The organism is Streptomyces canus 299MFChir4.1, from assembly GCF_000383615.1.
GTDB classification, from domain to species: Bacteria; Actinomycetota; Actinomycetes; order Streptomycetales; family Streptomycetaceae; genus Streptomyces; species Streptomyces canus_C.
Window position 1 is genome coordinate 37908 of the sequence record NZ_KB911622.1, and the last position, 21759, is coordinate 59666.

Consider the following 21759-nt stretch of genomic DNA (forward strand, 5'->3'; position numbering starts at 1 on the left):
GCAATTGATTCACTCCCCGGGGACGGTCCAGCGCTCCAGGGGGCCGGACGCTGACTGCGTGATCTGCAGGCCCGCCACCCCCGGGATCATCGACAGGGCCGTGCCCGACACCCTCACCCGCACCCGCTGCCCGTCGCTGCTGGCCACGACGCTGTAGCCGCGCAGGCTGTCGCCAGCGGTGCGCCTCAGCACGTCCTGGGCCTGGGCGGTGCCTGCGGCCGGGCTCGACTGGTAGGCGCGGGCGGCGGTGAGGCCTTCGCGGGCGGCGGTCAGAGCGATCTGCCGGGCGTAGTACCACATGGAAGCCTGGATCACGGCGACCGTGGCGAGCAGCACGAACGGGAAGATGATCGCCATCTGGATGCTGGTGTCCCCACGGTCGTCGCGCCATCTTCGCCCCTGCCACCAGCTCTTCAGCTTGTCCGGGGCTGGCATCACAGGCCGTTGAGCTGGCCGTTGTACTTGGCGATCACGACGGCGATGGTCCCGGCGATGAGGACGGCACCGGTGACGGCGGCCACCCAGATGATGACGGTCGTGGTGGAGATGTCGCCACGGTCCGGTCGCCGGGCGGCCTCCTCAAGGCCTTCCTGTACGCGCGTGGTCAGGCGGACGACCGCACCGTTCGCGCGTGCCCAGGCGCGCGCTGCACGGCGGCTACGTCCCGGTCCGCGGAACGCGGTGTGCGGGCCGGTGTGCGAGTGCGTGGTCGCGCGGAGCACAGCACGACGGGTGCGGGCTGCGGTGTGCTTCATGTTCCGTACCTCTCTGGGTGTTGAACGTGGTGGTGTCAGACGGTCAGCATGCGGATCACCGCGGGGAACGCCATCAGCAGCATCACCAAGACGGCGAGCAAGGCGCCCGGCGCGGTCATTTTCTCGCTGGCCGTGTTCGCCTCGGCGGCCTGATCTGCGAGGAGTTCAGCGTTGAGGGCGGCGGTGCGGGCTCGCAGCGCCTTGTAGACGGCGGCGCCGTCGGTGGCGCTACCGCGCATGATGTCGGCGACATCGTCGAGGACGGGCAGTTCGTACTGGGCGGACAGCTCTGTGAGTGCCTGGTACGGCGGGATCTTCTCCAGCCGGGCGCGGCGCAGCGCGGCCTGCAGATACAGGAAAGGCCAGCCCTCGCCGACCTCGGCGGCTTTCTCCAACGCCTCGGCGGGGCCGGCGTCGGCGGCCCGCTTGAGCGCGACCAGGTCGAGGTAGGCGGACAGGGCGTGCGCGAATTCCTCCCGTGCACGCTTGGCCTGGTCCCGCACGGCGAGATCGGGGGTGATGAACAAAAGCCCGGCGACGATGAGTCCGACGCCGGCGGGCACGTAGAACGGCAGGCCCACGCCCGCGATGATCCACGGAATCGTCGCGATGACTGGGCAGAGCAGGCCCAGCGCGGCGAGCGCGGTCTTCTTCAGCATGAACTGGCCCGGTCCCTGACCGAGCAGGGCGAGGTTTGTGGTGGGGACGCGGACTCCCGGAAGCCGCTCGAGGCGGGTCAGCAGCCACCGTCCCCAGATCTCGTCGCGGTCCAGCTCCGGCTCGGGCAATGTCAGGGTCGCCGGGGCCGTGCGCCTGAGCGCCGGTCCCAGCGCGGGCTGCGGCTGCAGGAGTTCACGGATCAGCAGGGCGACGCCGGCGCCGATCGTGCCGCCGGTCAGGACCACGGGGATCAGGTTCACGGGGTGGCTCCTTCCGGCTCGCGGGCAGCGGCCGGCCCATGGGACTCCGGTTCCGGTGCGGGGGCGGGCAGACGGACGGTGCTGCTGGGGTCGGTGACCAGGAACCGCGGGATGCGGCGGAAGTTGCCCAGCTGCCGCATCAGGGCGAGCACGCCGACGAATCCGGCCGTCAGGAACGCGAGCACGAGCTGGCCCAGGAGCGTGGAGTAGGGCTTGGTGTAGGACGGCACGAAGAACCCGGCCACCACGACCCCTACGGTGATGATGGTCATCCACCGCACGGTCGTCCGGGGCTTGGCCCGATCCGCCTCGATGGCGCGCTTCTTGGCGACCTCCTCACGGACCGTGCCCGACAGGTCCTCCAGCGCCTGGGCAAGGCCTGGGCCACGGTCGTTGACGGACAGGATGAGCGCGGCGACCACCTTGTCGGCGGTGACATCGTCCAGCTCTTCGGCGAACGCGCGCAGCGCTCCCTCCGGCCGCCATCCCAGGCGCAGCCGGTCCGACAGGTTGATGATCTGCGGGGCGAGCTCCTCTGGCGCCCCCTGACGGCTGGTGACCATCGCCTGTTCGAGACCCATGCCGAGGCGCAGCAGGCCGGCGAGCCGCTGTGTCCACTCGCTCAGCGCCTCCAGCTGGCCGATGCGGTCCTGCGCCATCTGCGCGGGGGTGACCAGCCACGGAACGCCGATGACGCCGGCCCCGAGCAGCACGCCGCCGACGAAGTTCCCGGATACCAGCCACACACCCGCGAAGACCACGACGCCCGCGACCATGAGGGTCCGCCGGCGCATCCGGGTGTCTTCGCTTTGAATCTGCCCACCGCGCAGCGCTGCCTGCCAGCGCCGGTGCAGCGGGGCCCGGCGCGGAGCCGTGGTGCCCACGACACCCGCGACAAGACCGACCAGGCCTCCGGTGACGGCCATGCCGCACGACAGCCCGAACAACAGCGTCATCGGCCCGCCCCCACTTGTAGCGGGAGCGGCGCCGACCAGGCCCCGTAGGGCTGTTGCAGGAGCGAGGAGTCGAACCCAACACGGCGCAAGTCATCGATGCAGCCCGGGTCCATCCGGGGCACCGCCCGAAGCTCTCCCCACTCGCTGCCGGGGGAGAAGATCGAGTTGGTGGCGGGACGTCCGTTCTCGCCGATCCCGGTCAGTTCCAGGACGTGGGAGACGTAGCGGTGGCGGCGGCCGCCGATCTGCGTCTCGTCCGTCATGTCGACGTAGACGATGAAGTCCAGGCCGTTGGCGGTCTGCCGGTAGGCGAGCTGCTCGGACAGGTTCTCCTGGGCCAGCGCGTACAACTCGGCGATCCGGTCGAAGATGATGTCCGGACGGCGGGCGTGGATCGTGCAGAGGTTGCCGCCGGATCCGTTCGTCAATGCCTGCATCATTGCGACGACTTCGGGCCCGCGGACCTCGCCGACCACGATCCGCTCCAGCGACATCCGCAGCGCCGGGTGCATCAGGTCCAGGAGTGTGACCTCGCCGGCGCCGCGCCCGGTGACGTCCTTCTCACCGTTGGACTCGCGGCCGATGAGAGAGACGACCTGCCGGTGGTAGCCATTGGCGTGGGCGAACAGCTCATCCTCGGTCTGGATGGTCGCAAACCGCGTCTCGGGGTCGAACTCCTTGAGCATCGCCCGCAGCAGGGTGGTCTTCCCGGCCTTCTGCTTCCCCGCGATCATGATGTTCTTCTCCGCGCGCACGCACGCCCCGAGGAACTCGCGCAGGATCGGGTCGATCGTGCCCAGCCGTACGAGGTCGTCAAGATCGGCGTGGGAGACCCGGTGTCGGCGGATGACCGCATAGGTCATCGGACCCAGCCCGGTGATGGCCTGCAGACGTGAGCCGTCCTGCAGAGACAGAGCGAGGGTGGGGTTTGCCGTGGAGATGGTGCGCTCGTTGTGCCCGGACCCCCTCGCCAACTCCCTCAGTAGTTCCAGCAGTTCCTCTTCCGACTCGGCGATCGGCCCCACCTTGCGGCGTTCGCCGTCGCCGTAGTCGAGCCACACCTCGTGCGGGCCCTGGATGATGATGTCTTCGACCCGGTCATCGTCCAGGTACGGCTGCAGCCTGCCGGCCCGGAAGAGCAGGTCATATACCGCGCGCCGCAGCGCCTCGTCCTCCTGCGGCGTCATGGCCTGGGCGTCCGACCACAAGGCGACGGCCTCGGCGATCCAGTTCAGGCAGCGCTGCTCCTCGCTGGCCAGGTCCATATCGGGCTTGGTCTTCAGCAGTTCCTCGCGCTGCTTGGCGACCTGGGACGCGATGTCCCGGGCCACCTTGTAGTCGACGGTGACCTGAGGGACTGCCACGCCGAGCGCGTGCGTATTCGAGGCAGCACCGGCAGACGAAGGTGTGCCATTGCTGTGGGGCACCCGCGTGGGGGGCGGTGGTGCCACGCTCGGGTCGGGGTGCAGGGGCCTACCGTGCACGGGTCACCTCCCCGCCCGGGGTACGCAGGTTGCGGGGATCGAGGCGGGCCCGGCGCAACGCGACCCGCTGAACCAGCACCGTGCTGGCGGTGCGGGCGGCCTTCATGAGTGACGACTTCGTGAAGTGGCGCGGCTGCTCGGCGCCGTCGGACAGCACCCGGGCGTCCTTCGGCGCGTACGGCAGCGTGGCCACCACCGGCACCTGGAGGACCCGCTGCACCTCACCCGCCGGATACGGCCCTTCATCAATCATCACGACGCCGACATCGCCCACGCGCTCTTCGAGCGTGCGCACTCGGCCCTCGGCCGCTTGCAGGCAGCGCAGCGTATTGCGGACCACGACGAACACGGCATCCGCCTGTTCCGCCAGGATGCCCGAGGGTCCGGAACCTCCGCGACGGCCGAGATCGATCAGCACGTCGTGCTGGGTCTGGGCGTCGATGCCGCGGAACATCTGCGCCAGGATCTTCCAGACCGAACCCAGACTTGCCGCCTGGGCAGGATCGGTGAGACCGGGCAGTAGCAGCCGGTCACGCGGGGACTCCTGCTTGCCGTCCTCACTGCTGAGGTCGATCAACTGGCGCCAGAAGGCGTCGCTGAACTCGTTCTTGCGGGCGGCGACCGAGAGATTGCGCAGCCCGTACCGGTCGCCGAGCGAGCCCTGCAGCAGACCGTGCAGCACGGCTCCGCCGTCCGGGTCGCACTCAGCGAGGATCATCCGGCGGCCCGGGTCCAGAGGCCACGACAGCAGCAGAGCGAGGGCGCTCGTGGTCACGCCGGGCGCTCCGCTGCACCCGGCGAGCGCGATGACGGCCATCAGTCACCGTCCGGAGCAGCGAGGACCAGGCGCAGAGTGCCGGCCGCCTCCCATGCGGCGGCTGTGGGGCCGTCGGTCGCGGCGGTGGCGACGTCGACGACAACGATTCCCGTCCCGGGTGCGGCTCCGGACGCCTTCACGACGCGGCCGTCGATGGTCTGCGGCGTGGCACCGGACGTCTTGTCCGTGTCCGTGGTGCCCTGGGCCGGGACGTGGACCAGCTGAACCTTCTGGCCCGGCACCAAAGCGGTGGCCGGGATCTGCTTGGGTTCCAGGCCGATCGGCACCAACTGCTCGCCCGCCTTCACCAGGTTGTCCTTCGTCACCTGCGAGGGGGAGAGCAGGGAGCCGGGCTTGAGCTCGACGGCGGCCCACTTGCCCACCACCGACTTCAAGTTGTCGGCGCGCACCGCCTTGACGGCCGGGTCCAGGGCGAGCGAGGCCTTGCCCAGGTCGTCCTCGGTGAGAACCTGGCCGACCTGGACGTCGCGGACCACCGTCACGACGTCCGTGCGGTTGCCGACTTGGAGCAGGAGTACGGCAACTCCGGCGCCGCCGGCGGCGATCAGCGCCAGAGACAGGGCGATGACGCCTGGTCGTCGCCTGCGCGCTGACACCCGGGGCGGCGTGACCGGTCTGGCCACCCGCCCTTGTTGGGGGAGGCCGTTAGGGTCTGTGTCTACTTGAGTCTTGCTCACCGTTCTGTCCTTCCGGCGGCTACCTGACGACCTGGACTTCGCCGACCGCCACCTGCACGTTGGTCTGCCGGACCTCGGTGAGCTGGCCGGCTTGTCCGCCGCCCTGCCAGTTGATCGTCCACGTCGAGGTCGCGGTCACCGGGAAATTGGCGCTCTGGGCACCGGCCGAAGCCTTGGAGTACACGTGTCCGCAGGTCGGGGACTGGGCCATGCCCTCAGACGACGTGTAGGGCGTGCCCGGTCCGTTGCACGTCACGCTGGCGCCGTCGCCCATCTTCCACACGATCTTCGACACCTTCGCGGTCGCGGTGACGGTGATCCCGCCCGCCGAGGCCGACGCGGTGTTCGGACCGTACGTCGTGGCGCTCTGGTTGACCCACATCCACATCGGGACACCGACGGTGTACCTGCCGGCCGCACGCGGACTGGCGATGTCCGGACCAAGCAGAGTCATCGAGTCGACGGCCCGCTGCGCCAGGACAGCCGGGTCGACAGTCTCTTGCGGAGGCGGATCGGCCAACCAGACCATCCGAACGATGGTGTTTCCGTCGACGCCACCCCAACCGCATGTCTGTTCGTACACGGCCCCGTCGCCGGGTTCGTGGCCTTCCCAGTCCAAGCTGCCGGCGGGTGGCTGTGGGTCTGCGAGCTTGTAGACGCAGACCGTCTTGTCGGTGGGGTCGCGACCTTCGGACGAACCGCTTCCACCTGTTCCGTCCGTGCTGCCGCTGCCGCCTGCTTGGCCGCCGCCCTGCCCGGGGACGCCGACCTCGACCTCGCAGTCGTACATGCCGCACTCGATACCGCCGGGGTCATCGTCCGCGTAGCTGGTGACAGGGACAGAGAGTGTGGCCAGGACGGTTAATGCGGTGACGGCAATGCGGCGCGTCAGCATGACTTCCCCTGGGGCTCATCGCGGGTGACGCGCCACCCTTCCGGGTACTTCTCGACGGTGCTGAGAATCCGGTACTTCGTCAGCCGGTTCGCCGGTTGGGACACCGGCTTCTTGGTCTCGGCATCGACCCTCCGCCACTTGGAGATGTCCAGGCAGCTGGAGACGGTCGCGCTGGGGATCTTGCCCGAGGCATCGACCTTGGTGACTGTCTGGGCGCTGAGGGCGACGCTGCCGGTGTAGATGCGGCCGCGGTCATGAGCGCGCTTGGCATCTGCCTCGGCGTTCTTCAGCGCCGCGGATGCGGCGTACTGATCAAGATGCGCGCTCTTGCCTGTACGGTCGGCGTAGAGCTTCTCCATCTCCTGCCAGTAGGCCCCGTATGCAGTGATCGCTTCCTTCTTCGCCGTCTCCTTCGGGTCGACGGAGGCAGAGGACGTCGGTGACTGCACGACGCTCGGGGACTCGTCTGCCGCCTCATCCTTCCCGTCCGACGAGCTGCACGCGGTGAGGGCGAGCGCAGCGCACAGCGTGATACAGGCGACGGCGGTCTGTCGGAAGTGAACAGCGGTGTAATGAACCTGATGTGCGCGACGTTTCACGATGCCTCCCCGTACGGCGCGGTGTGACACGACCGCTGCCCTGAGCCGCCGACGGACGGCAGTCCAGCTCCGCGGCCTGGTCCAGCTGCGGTGATCCGTTTGCGTAGCGGCAAGATTACGCATATGCCAGTCAACTTCCCAGCTTGATAATTGAGTTCACTCGTACATCTCAGGATGTATCCGGTCACTTTCGGAACTGGATGTCGATTTGTAGTTGTGTGTACTTGCTCGATTCGGGCTCCCCGAACGGGGCGGCTTCGCACTGCCTGTGTTAGCCGCCTGTTTGCGCGAACGAGATCTCCCATGCCGATTCATCTTGTGGCCGTCCTCCGTGGAGTTGGAGGCGACCAGGGGGGCGGATTCGTCTCACTCCCCTGACGCGGCGGCGGCCACACGGTGATCACGTCGCCGTCGAGGGTGACGTGCCGGCCCGGGAACCGGCGGCGCACCGTACGGAGTTCGGCGAAGTCGAAGTCGCCACTCCCCTGGATCACGCAGGCGTTCCCGACGTGTGAGACGGTCTGCGTTCGGACTGGCCACCCGCCAGCAGTGGCTGTTCCGTAGATGCGAACTTCACCAATAGCTTGCGGCATCCGGCATCCCCTAGCGTCGTTGCACGCCAAGGCCGTTTCGACCAGGGACCTCGTTGTGCAGAAGTAAACTAGTAGTTCACGAACGCAAACCTCAAGGGGTTTCGATAGTAGTTGCAAGGCGGCGACATTCGACCAGTGGACATGCCGTCGCGGTGTCACAGCTCGGTCCACGGGCGGGCTTTGCCGCCAGCCAGAGGGACCCACACGTCAGCGGTCGGGCCGTATGCGTCCAGGTCCTCCAGGACGACGGCCCCCAGCGGCACCTCGCGAGCGAACTCGGCCACGAGCGGATGGTGAGCGACCATGGCCTTGAGGTCGCTGATCCGGTTGTCCATGGCCTGGCGCCCGGCGCCGGTCAGCACGAACATGACCCGGGGGAAAACCGGGTACCAGCGCAGCCAGCCCGGGCCAACCGCCTGTCGGCGCCGGCCGATCGGCTGCGGCTCGTACGTCCACAACCGCGCGTATTCGATCAGTTTCGCCGCCAGGCGCTCGCTGCTCATGGTGGCGCGGTCGACTTCGACGAACGCCCGTAGTTTGCGGCGCTGTTGGGCCTCGATGAGCGTGTAGTGCATGACCGCGTCGGCCACGACCTTCTCTCCGTCGCCGATCGCGTGGAAGACCTCCGGGGTCCAGTCCAGGTGACCGTGCTCGTCGCCGCGACGCCGGGCATCCGCGACGAACGCCAGGTGCGTCCGCAGGACCGTCAAGGTGTGCGGAGTCTTGAGGGAGGCGGCGGTGGCCGAGGTGATCGGATACGGCGGACGGCCCCGCAGCGCGGGCCAGTCCCGGGTGAGGCGGGCACCCTTCTGCGTCAGGTACCAGACCCGGGTGCGATGGGACTGCGGCAGCACGACAAAGTCGACCAGGCGCTCGCCGAGCAGATCGTTCAGCCGCTCCGAGACCGACTGACGGGAACGGTCCGGCCGCAACAGGACGTGCAACTGGCGGGTGGAGGCCATGCGGTGCTGGGCGAGCGTGGCCAGGAGCTGATGCTTGAGGGGCTCGGTGGGACTGGGTGTGAAGCCCGCCGACGCCTGCTCCGTGGCCCGGGCGGTGGTCAGGTCCATTCGTTCTCCTCTTTAGACAGGGGGACAGCGGCGCCGGCTGGTGCGTGCGCGGCGAGGAAGGCGGAGACCCGGCCGAGCTGCTGTGCGGCGCGGTCGGTGAGCTGGTCCAGGGGGAGCGCTTCGGCGTTTGCCTGCGCGGCCCGCTCCAGCGCTCCGACGTGCTTCGGGCGGGCCTGGGCGGCGAAGACGGCGTCGAGATGGGGGCCGCGCAACCGGATGGGGCCGACACGGCGGCCGAGTACGTTCAGGGAAACGTAGTGCTCGAAACGCTCCATGGTGGCGACCCGGTCCGGGCTCGGGTTGTCGCCCCACTCGGCCGTGACCGGCGCGATCGCTGACTTCGACCCGGCCGTGGTGGCCAGCGTGGACGCGTTCTGCACCAACGACAGGCGTACCGGGGTGGGCAGGCGGGACAGCAGCTGGGTCATGCCGTGGACGTGGCACCGGTACTTGCGGAGATCCTCGAACATCGCGGCGATGGTCTCCGGGGCCGCGCCGGTCAGGGTGATCAGCTCGTCGAAGTACGGGCGGAACGGCACCCGCTGGTTCTCCGGGGTGTCACGCCGGGAGCGCGCGGCCCGCAGCAGATCACGGGCGAGCAGCGCCGTCAGCAGGCGGTCGGTGGGCCCGTTGCCGCCCGGGCACACCCACACGATCATCTTGGAGTCCATCGCCGAGCGGATGTTGTAGACGCCGACCGGCTGGCCGAGGAAGGCACGGGTGACCGGGTTGCCGGCCAGGCGGGCGATCGGGTTGAGGACCACCGCGAACGCGTCGGGCGGCAGGGTCGGGAACACCGCCTTCCACCACGAACGGGTCTCCTCATCCAGCCGGCCCGCCACCGCGGTCAGCGCGGCCTTGCGGAACGGCGCGTCGGTGAGCAGGGCCCGCACGTGGAAGATCGTGGCCTGGTCCTCGGGCCGGCCGGCCTGGCAGGCCGCCTCGTTCACCGCGACCAGGACCGTGAGTGCGGCGGTGAGGATGGTGAGTGCGCGCGGGGCGGTCGCGTCGTCCCAGGCCAGGGCGGAGGCGTAGGCGTCGGCGATCGCTTCGACGATCTCGTGCGCCGCCTGGCCGTGGTGCATGCCGATCGGATTCCACGAACTCACGCGCGGGTTGGCACCGAGACCGTTGAGGTCGACCAGCGCGATCCGCGGCAGCAGCTTCTCGTGGGCGAGGAACGGCAGGGCGCGCGGCCAGGAGTCGCGGTGCGGGTCGACGAAGACCAGCCCTCCGCCGGCGTGCGCCCAGCCGATCGCCTGTGCGAGGGCCCTTTCCGTCTTGCCGCCGCCAGCCTTGCCCGTCCCGACCTCGAACAAGGTCTCCTCGGCGTACGTGGCGACCAGCCGCTCCCGGCCGTCCGGTCCCCGGTAGATGCCCTGCAGCAGCAACTCCGGGTTGCCGAACTCGAAGGTCGGCAGGTCCCCGGCGAGCACGGGCAGACGGCAGTTCACGGTCGGGGGCTTGAGCAGCCCGCACAGCTCCTCCAGCCGCACCCAGTTCGCGCGCGGTGGCTGGCAGTGCCCCAGATTCCAACGGCGCTCGAAGCCATGCCGGGTGGGCCAGTGGTCGGCGCCGATCCGCCACGGTCCCAGCCGCCAGCCGCGCATGGCCCACCGGGAGCGGCCGCCGAACACATCGAACGCGGCCTGGAGCTGGGCCAAGCGGGCCTGGGCGCGGCCCTCGGTGTTCGAGGCGCACATCACCAGCAGCTGGACGCGGACCAAGTGGTCGTCCTCGGCGAGCTTGCCCAGAGCCTCGGCCGGCTCCACCCGGCGGGGCACCGGCGGCATCACCAGCCGCCGCCCTGTCCCCGAGGCGGGTTTGTCACTGAGGAGTTGCTGCAGCTGTCCGCCCCAGGAGTCCTCGATGCCGCTGGCGTCCTGCCGCAGCCATCGCGCAGCCCGCTGGGCTTCCCGGCGTTCGGACCGGCGCGCGGCGCCCATCAACTGCAGCCGGCGAGCCCGGAGCGCCCACTTCGGGGCGCGCTGGATGTCGAGCCGGATCTCGGCGAGGTCGCCGAGCTCGGCGCGCAAGTCGGCCACGGCGTCGACGAGCGGCTGAAGTGGGTCCGGAGTGAGCGGCACCTCACGCAGCGGAGAGGTGAGCTTGCCCCGCAGGATGAACTCGGCTCGCACCGTGTGCGTCCGCGGCTCATCCACGATCGGCCTCGCCCGGTTGACAGTGACGTCCGGCCCGAACGGGGTGATGGACAACAGGCGTTCACCGCCCGCCGGGCCCTCGATGCGGTAGCGCAACGGTGTGCTGCCGTCCGCGCGCAGCCGGATCTGTACGGCCTTGGCTCTGCGCGGCGCCCACCAGGGCATGGCCGTCGATGCGCGGGCGAGCTGAACACCTCGCCGGAAGATTTCCTCCAGGCTCGGGTCGAAATGCCGGTTGGAAACGAGCTCCAGGGCCATCCGCTCGGCCGACGCCTTGGCCGCGAGCCGACGCACCACCAGTTCACCCACGCCCCAGCACAAGGCGATCGCCAGGGCGAGCAGGTACCAGTGGTCGTAGAGCCAGTCGGCGGCGTCGACCAGGTCGATGACCAGGTCGAGTACCTGACCAGCGGCCGTGTCATCGGCCCGGTCCGTCAGGTACGGGGCTGCGGAGTCCACGTCGCTGCTCCCTTCTTGATAGTGCGGGTGAAGAACCAGTCGGTGATGCGGAGGTCGGTGAAGGTGCCGCCGCGGTCCATGCCGGCCCACACCAGATGGACCACCGCCTTGTCCGGGCTGCCGTCGCGGCGGGCGATCGCGGCCTGGATACGGAAGCGTGCGGTGGCGAACGCCGGGGCTACCGCCTGGCCGGAGTCGTGGAAAACCTCTGGCCACTTCGCGCGGCCGACTCCCGTGGCGTCCGCGCGAAGCAGAGAGCGACCGGCGGCAAGCAGCTCCCGTTCGGCGTTGGAGGGAAGGTCAGCGGGCCATGCCACCTCCAGGTTCCGCTGGACCGCCGGGTCGCCGGCCACACCCTCGCCATGCGGCGGCAGAGCGGACTCGACGGCCGACGGGGTCGATGCGGCGGATGTCGTAGAGGGCGCCGTGCCAGCGGTCAGCTCCCTGGCGGAAGGCAGTGTGGCCGCCGATGATGGGTCCGTGGTCGCGTGCGCCGTCGACTCCGGGGAGGGTTGCTCCTGACCGTGCGGCACGTCCAGCAGGGCGATACCCGTGACGGCGAGCACGACGGTGCTCAGCAACAGCAGGCGCGGTGAGCGCGGGGTGGTGGTCACAGCAGCCGCGCTCCCCCGGCAAAGCCCGACATCGCGTTGACGGAGTCCAGGCGCACCACGGTCCCCGGGCGGGGAGCGTTGACCATCTTTCCGCCGCCGACGTAGATCCCGACGTGATAGATGGTGGAATCGCGTCCGGGAGCGGTGGCGTAGAAGACGAGGTCTCCAGCCTTGAGCGCGCTGGTGCCGAGGCTGGCCGGGATCCGCTGGCCGACACCGGCCTGGGCGGCCGCGACGCGCGGCAGGCTGATGCCGGCCTTCGCGTACGCGTACTGGGTCAGCCCGGAGCAGTCGAAGCCCTTGATGCCCACGCCGCTCTTCCCGCTGGGGGAGCAGCAGATGCCGGTCGACTTGCCGCCCGCGTTGCCGCCACCCCACGAGTAGGGGACACCGCGCTGGGAGAGTGCAGCCTCGATGACGGTGCGGACCTTTCCCGTGACGTTCTTCAGGTCCGGGTCCTTGGCGGCCGCCGTGTACTGGTCGACCCAGCCCAGCACGTTGGCGACGTACTCCTGCGACCGGTTGTACTGGAAGATCGCGGCCTTCAGCTGCGACCGCTTCGCAAGGTCACGGCCGTTACCGCACAGGTAGATCGCGGCGCCGAGCGCGGCGTCGTCGGCGTTGTGCGGGTCGGACACCTTGTCGCCATTGGCGTCCTTGCCGACGCCTTCCCAGGTGGAGGGCAGGAACTGGAAGGGGCCGACAGCACGCTCCGCGCTCGCGGTGCCGTCCCAGCGGCCGTTGTCGGTGTCGGGAATGACGGTGGTGTTGCCGCCCTGGCCGGAGCCGTTGAGGAGCACCCCGTAGATCCTCGGGCGGATGTCACCGTTGTCGGCGATGTTCCGGCCCACGGCGTGGTTGGACTCGACCTTGGCGATCCCGGCGAGGATCGGCCAGCGCACGCCCCGGCAATTCGGCACATGCTTGCCGACCTGCTGGACGGCCTTCTTGTACGCGGTCAGTATCCGCGGCGGAATGTCCGCGGCGCTGCCGCCCTCGGCGATCCCGCCGTCGTCCTGGGCACCCGACTTCAGCGCGACGTACGCGCTGATCGCGTTGCCTACCGGTGCGGCACAGCACACGGCGGCGAACAGCAACAGCGCCACCACACACCCCCACCGCGCCATCCGGCGCCGGGCCGGCCTCACTCGTCCTCACCGTCCTCCGACTGCCGGGCCCGCTCCTGACGAAGGCGCTCTGCGTCGGGCGCGGTCCTGCGCATCAGCTCCTGGAACCGGGCCCGGGCCTCGTCACGAGCGCCGCTACGAGCGCCGCCCCCTCCGGGGAAGACCGGCCCGGACCGCGCGGGTGCTGGGCCGGCCGGACGCCGGGGCCCACCGCCTCCAATCCGCGTCGGGGACGTCGGCGGGGCGCTCGGCCGGGGACCGGCTGCAGCTGTGGTCGCAGCTGCGGGCGCGCTGGCCCGCGGGGAGGCCGGCCGCGTGCGGGCCGGGGAACCGGAGGAACCGGTCGGACGGGGAGCCGGTGCCGGGCGGGTGGGCAGACGACGGCTGAGGAAGGGGCCGGGTCCGCCGCTGTCGTCCGTGTGCTCCCGCAGGACATGGGACACATGACGGCCCGTGTCGGCCCACGCCCGGCCGTCCTCGCGGACCGTGTTGCCCCAGACCCGCACCTGCTGGCGGGCGTCCTGGGAGTAGCGCGATCCTCCCGACCGGGCCCGGCGGACGTTCGCGGGAAGACCGACCGTCGCCCCGTACGCGGTCCGGCCCCCGCGGCTGAGGATGCGGTACCCGCGGAAGCGGACCAGACGGTTGTGGGCTCGGGTGGACAGCAGGGTGCGGTCGGTGTTCTGGTCGTGCAGCACCTGGCCGGTGTTGCGGTCGACGACCTGGCCCTGTTCGTTGCGGTAGCGGTCGGTCGGGCCTCCAGGCCGACGCGGGCCCGTGCCGCCCGAACCGTCGCCGCCGTCCGACGGGTTACCGCCCGTGTTCGGGTCGCCGTCGGCGGTGGGCTTGCGCCACTTGGCCAACTGCTCTTTGTCCGGTCGCTTGCCGATCAGCAGCCAGTGCGCGCCCTTCGCGCCGAGCCGCGTGCCCAGCCCGCCCACGGCGGCGGCCGCGGTGAGCGGGGCGAGCCCCCGCCCCGCTTCAGCTGTGGCGTCGGCGAGGACGCCGCCGGTGTCCAAGGGCATGCCCGCACCGTCGACGAGGGAGGCGAGTGCGCCCATCAGCCGCTGGCGGGTGCCGAGCATCCCGTACCGGCCGCCCCCACCGCCCGTGAAGGCACGCAGCCCGCCGCCGAAACCGCCCATCGCAGCGGGGGAATTCATCGCGAGTGCGGCGCCGAGCTCGGAGGTGTCGCCCGGCATATGGGTGCCGCCGACCTTGGCGTAGCGCATCCGCATCGCCATGCGACGGCCGAAGGACGTGATCCCGGTCAGCAGACGGCGGTGCCCGGCCGCACCAGCAATGGCGAGGACATCGATCAGCAAGATGCGCTCGACCATCAGGTCGGGACCGTTGGTGATGGTGGCGTCGATGGCGATCCCGAAAAAGGGGATGAAGGCGCAGATTCCGACGACAGCGAGGCATGCGATGCCCCAAAGGGACAGCCACTTCCACACCGACTGGCGGGCGGGTCCAGGCAGCATGCCCGCGACGAAGGTGACGCCACCGACGGCGGCCGCCCCCGCACACACGCCCTGGGTACCGAGCAGGACGATCGCGGACGACAGGAGCATGCCGCAGATGAACAGGGCGGCGATCAGCAGCAGGAACGCCCCGCCGACCCGCCACCAAGTGGGCTGCTCGGCGTAGGCAGCGCACGACTTCCCGACGTCCCCGGCCTTCTTCATGTCCGCCATGAACGCGGCGAACTCTTGGTCCTCTTCGGACACAATCGCGCTGGCGGAGTCCAGCAGATCACCGCCCGGCGTCAGCCCAGGTAGCCCGTCGCTCTCGCAGACCTTTCTGGCCTGGCCGTCAAGGAGATCGCAGTTGTTGCCCGCCTCCTCCTTGTCACGCTCGCAGAACTCCTTGGCCGGACCTTTGACCAGCGAGCAGGCGTCTTTCGCCTTCTTCTGCTTCGCGTTCTGCTCCTCGCAGTACTTGCGAGCCGGCGGGGCGATCAGAGAACAGTCCGCACCACCGTCCCCGTCGTCGCTGGTGTAGGCCTTGTATCCGCCAGCGACCCATTTCAGATGGACGGCGTACGCCTCGCGGTCGGACTTCTTCGCCGGGTCGAGGATGCGCCCGTATTCGAGCAGCATGAACGGCTTGACGATCAGCGCGTTGGTGATCGAGTCCTGGAGCGGGCGGGCCACGTCCGCCGCCGAAACAGGGCCTTCCTCCTCACGCTCCAGGCACTTGAGTTCAGCGTTGCCGGCCATGCCCGCGCACGGGTCAGTGCTGGTGATCTTGCCGCCCCAGTCGTAGGAGTTGACGCTCTCCTGGGCGACCTCGGCGGCCACCTGCTGGGTCTGCCCCAGCGGCCCGTTCTCGGCGAGCAGGTAGTCGGGGCGGACGAAGGTGGAGGCGGCGAAAGCCGCGATCAGCAGGGTCAGGAAGATCTCGCCCAGACCGCGGCCGACTCGGCCGCGCACAATCATGAACCCGGCAAAAACGAAAGCCCAGGCCAGCAACAACCCCTTGATACCGAGGGCGTCGACGACCACGTTGTTGTAGGCGTCGGCGACCTTCTGCGCGGGGCCGGTGAGGATCTTCAGCAGCGGAAACCGCAGAGCGACCTCGATGGACCAGCCAGCCAGTCCGACCAGGAGCCGGATCAGCGTGAACAGGCCGGACAGCGCGAAGGCGAGGGACTGCGTCTTGAAGCTCACGATCGAGCCCCCGTCCGCGCCCAACTCGTAGCCGTTGATCGGCACACCCTCGGAGGAGTCGATGTTCAGCGGCGCGAGGAGGTCACCGGTCTCACTGCTGCTGCTCGCCGCGTACACGACCTGGCTGTTCACCAGAACGAACACGCCGGTGAGCAGCACGACGAAGCCGGCCGAGCGGAGGGTCGCGCGGTCTGGACGGAACATTTCAGCGCCGCCTTTGCCCAACAGGGCTCCGGAGCCGCCACATCACGAGGGCGGCCACACCGGCACCGGCCGGCACGAGCCGCCACGCCGCACAGGCAACACCCGGCTGCTCGGCGGGGGCGGCGGTTGTGGTGCCGCGCTCGCAGTAGTCCTTGGCCGGACCCACGATCAGGGCGCACGGGTCTTGGTCCGTTGGATGGGTGTCTGAGGCGAAGGCCTGCCTCGTGTGCGGCCACCACGCCTGAGGCACACGCACTCCGACGGCCAGGACGAGCACGCCGACCACGACAGCGATCAGGGTGAGGACACTCGCGGCCGCGGTATGGCGACGGGAGGGAGAAGAGGTCATCAGACGAGTTCCTTTGGACGGGACCCTGCTGCCTCACCAGCGGGCGGCTCAGGCGCGGACGGCGAAGCAGCGCTCGCTCTGCGTCCCGGTGTGGTCGTGATGGACGTGGCGATGCGCGGAATACGGGGGATGGAGACCTTGACCCGGCCGGTGTTCTGTCGCGGGCAGGTCAGCAGGAACTCGCCCTCCCGGCCCTTGCGGCCGACGGGGGACAAGCCGGTGGTCACCAGCCGCAGCAGCTCGCCGTCGTTCGGGTCGAGGCCCACGAACTCCAGGCCGCGGCGGGCACGTTCGCGATCCGCGGTGCGGGCGAGCGCGCGGTAGGCCATCAGGCCGCGGTCGGGGCCGAGTTCCTCGGCGTCGTGGGAAGCGGCAAGCAGACCGGCACCATGCTTGCGGCCGTCGTGGAGGATTTCGTGGACCAGCGCCGTGCCCTCGGCCGACGACGTCAGCCAGTACAGCTCGTCGGCCACTACGGCAGTGAACCGTTCGGGGTCCTCGAACGCTGTCTGCCGGGCGAGAGCGGCGATCAGGTAGAGCACCGCGCGGCCGATCAGGGCCTCCAGCGGCTGCTGGTGCAGCACCTCCGGGTTGTCGAACGCGGCCTTCGGCGGCAACTTCAGCCCCGCCGTCGTGATCACGATCATGTCGGAGGTGCTGGACGCGTCCAGGTGAACCGGCGGCAGCGTGGGGTCGAAGACCATCCGTGCCAAAGAGTTGGTGGCGACCACGCGGACGAGACCGGCGAGAGTGGCGGCCGCGTCCTGCCGCTTGCCCACCTCGCTTCTGGCCATCTCCTCGAGGACTTCCAGCACGCGGTGCATGGACGGGGCGTCGCCGGCGGCGGCCTGCTCGACGGCGTGGTGCAGGACCTCCCCATTGGTGCTCATCGGGCCGATCCCGAGCTGCAGAGTGAGGTAGGACAGGGCGTAGTGACGCCCCTCAGGCCCGTCGAACATGCGCAGCGGGTCGATGGACACCTCGGCTTGGGCGGCGTCGATGATCTGGACGCGCCCCTTGGCCGCGGTGCGGGCAAAGTTGGCCCACTCGCGTACGGGGGTGCGGTCGATGCAGATGGCGCAGCCGCCGCGCGCCCACACCGCCTCCGCGATCAGCTTCTGCAGGACGCTCTTGCCCGCCCCGAGGTCCCCGACGATGCCCATGGACGCGGACGCGTCCACCTTGGGCGCATCCGCCACGTTGATCATGACCGGGCGGGTGGTGCCGCTGTCCAGGTCGAAACCGAGGAACATGCCGTTCGGGTCGCCGACCTCGGAGGCGGTGAAGGCTCCGCCGAGCGCCCAGTCCTCGGAGACCTGGTGCTGGGTGAACTCCCGTACCACACCCGGCCGTACGGTGCCGGGCAGGCCGAGCGTGAACAGGACCTCTTGCAGGCCGGCCGGGCGCACGGCCCGGTAGTCGGCGCCACCCAGCAGCGCCGCCAGGGCACGCGCCCTCGCGTCGCACACGGCGGCGGTCGGCCCCCACACCGTCAGCACGGTCACGGACTGCACCTCGACCTCCACACTGGTCCGCGACAGGCGGGCGTCCAGCTCGCCCAGATCACGGGCGGCCTCGGTCAGCGAGGCCGGCATGCCGGTGGGGCGGGCGTCGTACTGGTCGGCCTGGTCGATGAGTTCGTTCTTCTTGCGCCGCACCTGGTCGCGGGCCTTCTCTGCCGGGACGAGGGTGAGGTCGACCGTGTAATCGACGGGGAAGTCGAGCGTTTCCAGCTGGGCGAACAGGTCAGCGGCGTCCTGAGTGACCGCGGGCGGGCACTCGGCCAAAGCAAGCTGCGCCTGGTAGCCCACCCCGGCGTCGGACTCGACCTGCAGCCAGCGCCGCCCGAGCGGCGAGCCGCTGCTCACCCGCCACCAGGCCTTCCGCCCGGACCGCGTGATCCGGCCGGAGCTCTTGAGGTCACGGGCGTCGTCCAGGTCGGGGTCGATGCCGCCTTCCTGCAGGCGTACTTGGCCCAGGTCGGCGTAACTGGGGGAGCGCAGCACACCGTCACGCAGCTGCCCGCCGTACAAGTCGCTGGATGCGGCTTCCGTCAGCAGCGGCTCTGCCAGGCCGCGGTGGAGGGCGTGCTGGATCATCCACACGACTTCCGCCGGGCGGGCCGGGCGGAAAGCTGTGCCGCCGGCGAGCGCAGCCTCCACCCGGGCGGACTGCTCGCGGTAGGCACTCACCTCCCGTTGCGCCACCGGCGCCGGCCGCATGCCGAGCATCGGAGACATCTCCGCCCACGCCGCCCCGAGGGAGGCCGATACCTGAAGGCCGCCCGTCTCGGCCTGGAGCGGCACCGCCAGCCACAGGGTGCGGTGGTGCATCTCCTGGTCGTCCAGCAGATCCAGGGTGGCCTCGACGTTCTCCACCCACGGGTGCGGGCCGTCAGCCAGTGCCGTGTCGGCCGGCTCGATGCCCTCGATCATCTTGAGGGCGATCTCGCCCGGGTCGACCTGCGCGCACAGCCCGAACAGCCGCGGCGCCCCGGACAGCGACCGCACCAAATGTGTGATCTTGGCGAGCTGTTCGTCACGGACCTCGGCGGGCACATAGGTGCCCTGAACGGTCTCCTCCTGCTGCCCTTGCGCGTCCGGGCCCGGGTGCAGGCGGTAGACGGCCCACACGCTGCCGTGCGTCGACCAGAGAAGGTGCCCGGCGATGTGACGGATCGGAACTCTCACCGCACACCCCCGCCCTGCTCGGCGAGCGCGAGCAACTGCTGAACACCCGACACCGGCCCCACCGGCACCGCGGGAGCAGTCGGCTCCTTGCGGTGGCGCGTGGCCGAGCGGCTGGCGGCCGGGTTCGGGTGCGGCGCCCGGTCGATACGCGGCTGCACCGCAGAGGACGGTGCCGCAGCCACAGCGGGGACGGGCGCACCCTCGATCGTGAAGCCGCCGAGCAGCGGGCGGGGAGCGCGGTCGCGGGCGGCGCGCCCCCCGATCCGCCCTCCCCGGGGCTGCCACAGGAGCAGCACCCAGCCCAGCGCCGCCTGCAGCGGCGCACGGCCCCGGATCTTCGGACGGCGGACCGCCCAGATCGACAGCAGCCAGGCCGCGATCGGGACCGGCCCCGTCCACGACCACCAGCTGATCGTCTTGATGAGAACGAAGCCGCCTCCGACGGCCACCGCGATCTGCGCGGGCGTGTACGGGCCGAGCGGGATCTTCCAGTCCGCGACCTTTCCCAGCACCCAGGGATGGCGACGGGCGGCGGTGTAGAAACGCCCCACCCGGCCCGCGGCCGCCGCGGCGCTCACAGCCAGCCTCCGGCACCGGTGGAGTGCTCCCGAACGGCGGGGTCAGAGCCGTCCACGATGCCGGGGACAGCGGGCGCGCCCTTGGCAGGGTTCTTGACCTCGTCCTCGAACATCTCCGAGAGGTCCTCGCGGGAGTTGTACAACCCCAACGCAATGATCATCAGCAGCAAGGCGCCGATCCCCGCCTTCAGGCTGAACTTCTGGATCATGACGACGACCACGAGCACGAGCAGACCGGCCTGCAGACCCCGGGTCGCCCAGTCCTTCAGCATGTTGATCCAGCTGTCACCAAGATCGTCCAACTGCCCAGCGAGGATCACGCTGTTCACCGTGTTCACCGGGCACCCCCGTCCAGGGCCGTCCCGGACTCAAGCGCCGAGACTTCCCAGCGGCCCGAGCGAGCCGTGAGCGCAAGCTCGTAACCCAGCGGCCACCGCCCGCCGGGGTCGCGGGCTTCCACCTGCGCGAGGACACGGACCTTCGTGCCGTCGGCCGGCACCTGCTCCGCGGCCGCGGCCTCCTCGACGGCGGACACCTGCTGCACCCTGACCGCCGTGTACGGGGCGGGGGAGACCGGTGACAGGCTCACGCCGGGGGCGAGGTAGCGGTCCACCTCTCCGGCACCGGTCAGATAGGCGGCGAGGAACTCCCCGACAGCCGCCGACAGATCACCCTCCGGGACACTCACGCCGTACGACGACGTCGCCACCGCGGCCCGGACGGGGCCCGCCACCACACCGGGCGCACCGGTCACGGTGAACGAAGCGCCCGCGCGATCGGCGGCCACCGGCACCGCGTAGTACCGCACCGCTCCGTCGCTGTATTGCGCAGCCACCGTCACCGACCACGCGCCGTCCGCGCGCTGCGCACTGCGCACCGCCGTCACGGACTGAGGCGTCAACTGCGCATCCGCAGCCGGGGCCGGCAGATCGACGTCCGGCGCCATCGACTGCGCAAGTCGAGCCTGCGCACTCGAGGCGTCATCCGCGCTGCTGCGCAGCCACGCGTGGACGAACAGCTGCGCATAGCCGGCCGGATCGGCGGCTACCGCCGTGGTGCGCACGGCGGTGGGCTTGGACGGGGTGGCCGCCTCGACCGTGGTCGGGGTGGAGGTGACGGCGACGGCCAGAGCGATCGGGCCGGCCGCGATGACGGACCAGACCGCAAGGCGGGACAGACGCACGCGGCGCCGCATCGCCTCCAGCCGGGCGCCTGCCGCCATCGGAGCAGCGGCCTCGCGTTCCGAGGCCTGCTTGCCAGTGGACATGGTCAAACTCCCAGGTCAGAACGAATGTTTCTGACCTTGAGAAAACCCGCGGGCCCCGACCCGACCACCGACCACGAACCCCCGACCACGGTCACGATGGGGACACGAAGTCCATGGTCGGGCCTGTGGTCGGGCCGACCACAGGCCCGACCATGGGTCAGCCGCGAGTTAGAACCGGCGCATCCTGGCCGCCACAAGCCCGTGGCCGACGACCGCGGTGAAGCCTTCCTGCCGCACGGCCGCCGGACCCGCACACCAGTGCGCAGACGGCCGCCGCCAAGAGCCGCGGCAGAACCTGCGCAGTGCGGCACCCGAACCTGCGCACGAAAAGATCAGGAAGCCCCGGGGCGGACTGCGCAACCACTCAGCACCACCCGACTGCGCACGACCCTCGACCGGTTGCGCAGCCTCGTTGCGCAACTGCCCGCCCGGCGCTGCGCAATCGGGCGGCGCACCCGCACAGGCCCCAGCCGAAGACCCGTGGTCGCCCCGACCATGAGCCCGACCACGGCGGCTAGTGCTCTGACCGCATAGGTTCGCCGGGTCGTTCAGGCTGCGGTGGCGAGGGAGCGTCCACCCCAGCGGATGCCCTTTTCGCTGCGGATGCGGGCGCGTTCCTTGCGTTCGGCGGCCAGGACGTCGCGATGGCGGGCGTTGGTGTTGCGCCACCGCAGGTAGGCGTGCAGGGCCCGGGTCTGAACCGTGTGGTTGGGGTAGTTCGAGTTGGCGATGGTGAACTGCCGCAGCGGCCCGAAGTGGGCCTCGATCGGGTTCGCCCACGAGGCGTAGGTCGGCGTGAAGCACAGCTCGACCTTGTGCTTCTTCGCCCAGCGGCGGATGTCGGCGCCTT

General features: G+C 70.2%; 19 protein-coding genes and 1 pseudogene. All 20 read right to left on the bottom strand.

All coding sequences use genetic code 11. The annotated features are described in order from the left end of the window. Positions 1–9 precede the first annotated feature (9 nt). Complete coding sequence (locus H293_RS0142250; protein ID WP_020123812.1) at positions 10–435, bottom strand: TadE/TadG family type IV pilus assembly protein; 426 nt, start codon at positions 433–435, stop codon at positions 10–12. After that, positions 435–755, bottom strand: coding sequence for a hypothetical protein (locus tag H293_RS0142255; RefSeq protein ID WP_020123813.1), 321 nt, complete (start codon positions 753–755; stop codon positions 435–437). Before H293_RS0142255 ends, H293_RS0142250 begins: the two co-directional genes overlap by 1 nt. A 35-nt stretch (positions 756–790) precedes the next feature. Next, positions 791–1675, bottom strand: a complete 885-nt coding sequence (locus tag H293_RS0142260; protein WP_020123814.1) for a type II secretion system F family protein — start codon at positions 1673–1675, stop codon at positions 791–793. Then, on the bottom strand, positions 1672–2631 hold the full coding sequence (locus H293_RS0142265) for a type II secretion system F family protein (protein WP_020123815.1): 960 nt from the start codon (positions 2629–2631) through the stop codon (positions 1672–1674). The genes H293_RS0142260 and H293_RS0142265 overlap by 4 nt, the downstream gene beginning before the upstream one ends. Next, entirely contained in the window at positions 2628–4115 is a 1488-nt protein-coding gene (locus H293_RS0142270; protein WP_028808682.1) for a CpaF family protein, read from the bottom strand. The genes H293_RS0142265 and H293_RS0142270 overlap by 4 nt, the downstream gene beginning before the upstream one ends. After that, the gene (locus H293_RS0142275) at positions 4105–4932 is read right to left on the bottom strand and encodes a CpaE/TadZ family protein (RefSeq protein ID WP_020123817.1); all 828 of its coding nucleotides are present in this window, start codon (positions 4930–4932) and stop codon (positions 4105–4107) included. Before H293_RS0142275 ends, H293_RS0142270 begins: the two co-directional genes overlap by 11 nt. Continuing rightward, positions 4932–5549, bottom strand: a complete 618-nt coding sequence (locus H293_RS0142280) for an SAF domain-containing protein (RefSeq protein ID WP_020123818.1) — start codon at positions 5547–5549, stop codon at positions 4932–4934. The genes H293_RS0142275 and H293_RS0142280 overlap by 1 nt, the downstream gene beginning before the upstream one ends. 100 nt (positions 5550–5649) lie before the next feature. Next, positions 5650–6525 carry a hypothetical protein gene (locus tag H293_RS59480; RefSeq protein ID WP_028808683.1) on the bottom strand — a complete coding sequence of 292 codons (876 nt, stop codon included), beginning with the start codon at positions 6523–6525 and terminating at the stop codon, positions 5650–5652. Beyond that, the gene (locus tag H293_RS60800) at positions 6519–7154 is read right to left on the bottom strand and encodes a hypothetical protein (protein ID WP_259294663.1); all 636 of its coding nucleotides are present in this window, start codon (positions 7152–7154) and stop codon (positions 6519–6521) included. The genes H293_RS59480 and H293_RS60800 overlap by 7 nt, the downstream gene beginning before the upstream one ends. 718 nt (positions 7155–7872) lie before the next feature. Further along, entirely contained in the window at positions 7873–8787 is a 915-nt protein-coding gene (locus H293_RS0142300) for a replication-relaxation family protein (RefSeq protein ID WP_020123822.1), read from the bottom strand. Beyond that, positions 8778–11408, bottom strand: coding sequence for a hypothetical protein (locus tag H293_RS0142305; protein ID WP_020123823.1), 2631 nt, complete (start codon positions 11406–11408; stop codon positions 8778–8780). Before H293_RS0142305 ends, H293_RS0142300 begins: the two co-directional genes overlap by 10 nt. Then, entirely contained in the window at positions 11384–12022 is a 639-nt protein-coding gene (locus H293_RS59485; protein WP_020123824.1) for a hypothetical protein, read from the bottom strand. The genes H293_RS0142305 and H293_RS59485 overlap by 25 nt, the downstream gene beginning before the upstream one ends. Then, positions 12019–13128 carry a C40 family peptidase gene (locus H293_RS0142315; protein WP_259294664.1) on the bottom strand — a complete coding sequence of 370 codons (1110 nt, stop codon included), beginning with the start codon at positions 13126–13128 and terminating at the stop codon, positions 12019–12021. The genes H293_RS59485 and H293_RS0142315 overlap by 4 nt, the downstream gene beginning before the upstream one ends. Before the next feature lie 38 nt (positions 13129–13166). Further along, positions 13167–16025: a YrzE family protein gene (locus tag H293_RS0142320; RefSeq protein ID WP_028808686.1), complete on the bottom strand. Its 2859-nt coding sequence runs from the start codon at positions 16023–16025 to the stop codon at positions 13167–13169. 1 nt (position 16026) lies between these two features. Beyond that, the gene (locus H293_RS0142325) at positions 16027–16374 is read right to left on the bottom strand and encodes a hypothetical protein (protein ID WP_020123825.1); all 348 of its coding nucleotides are present in this window, start codon (positions 16372–16374) and stop codon (positions 16027–16029) included. Further along, positions 16374–19064, bottom strand: coding sequence for an ATP-binding protein (locus H293_RS0142330; protein ID WP_020123826.1), 2691 nt, complete (start codon positions 19062–19064; stop codon positions 16374–16376). The genes H293_RS0142325 and H293_RS0142330 overlap by 1 nt, the downstream gene beginning before the upstream one ends. Continuing rightward, a complete protein-coding gene (locus H293_RS0142335) occupies positions 19061–19642 on the bottom strand; it encodes a hypothetical protein (RefSeq protein ID WP_020123827.1) in 582 nt (193 codons plus the stop codon). The genes H293_RS0142330 and H293_RS0142335 overlap by 4 nt, the downstream gene beginning before the upstream one ends. Then, entirely contained in the window at positions 19639–19980 is a 342-nt protein-coding gene (locus H293_RS0142340) for a hypothetical protein (protein ID WP_020123828.1), read from the bottom strand. Before H293_RS0142340 ends, H293_RS0142335 begins: the two co-directional genes overlap by 4 nt. Beyond that, complete coding sequence (locus tag H293_RS0142345; protein WP_020123829.1) at positions 19977–20909, bottom strand: conjugal transfer protein; 933 nt, start codon at positions 20907–20909, stop codon at positions 19977–19979. The genes H293_RS0142340 and H293_RS0142345 overlap by 4 nt, the downstream gene beginning before the upstream one ends. A gap of 548 nt (positions 20910–21457) precedes the next feature. Continuing rightward, positions 21458–21759 (bottom strand): annotated as a pseudogene (locus H293_RS0142350) (IS630 family transposase); the annotation flags it as partial.

Excerpts from the sequence above, each read along its gene's own strand:
- H293_RS0142250 (WP_020123812.1), bottom strand. The coding sequence starts at position 435 with ATGCCAGCCCCGGACAAGCTGAAGAGCTGGTGGCAGGGGCGAAGATGG.
- H293_RS0142255 (WP_020123813.1), bottom strand. The coding sequence starts at position 755 with ATGAAGCACACCGCAGCCCGCACCCGTCGTGCTGTGCTCCGCGCGACC.
- H293_RS0142265 (WP_020123815.1), bottom strand. The coding sequence starts at position 2,631 with ATGACGCTGTTGTTCGGGCTGTCGTGCGGCATGGCCGTCACCGGAGGC.
- H293_RS0142275 (WP_020123817.1), bottom strand. The coding sequence starts at position 4,932 with ATGGCCGTCATCGCGCTCGCCGGGTGCAGCGGAGCGCCCGGCGTGACC.
- H293_RS59480 (WP_028808683.1), bottom strand. The coding sequence starts at position 6,525 with ATGCTGACGCGCCGCATTGCCGTCACCGCATTAACCGTCCTGGCCACA.
- H293_RS0142300 (WP_020123822.1), bottom strand. The coding sequence starts at position 8,787 with ATGGACCTGACCACCGCCCGGGCCACGGAGCAGGCGTCGGCGGGCTTC.
- H293_RS0142320 (WP_028808686.1), bottom strand. The coding sequence starts at position 16,025 with ATGTTCCGTCCAGACCGCGCGACCCTCCGCTCGGCCGGCTTCGTCGTG.
- H293_RS0142325 (WP_020123825.1), bottom strand. The coding sequence starts at position 16,374 with ATGACCTCTTCTCCCTCCCGTCGCCATACCGCGGCCGCGAGTGTCCTC.
- H293_RS0142345 (WP_020123829.1), bottom strand. The coding sequence starts at position 20,909 with ATGTCCACTGGCAAGCAGGCCTCGGAACGCGAGGCCGCTGCTCCGATG.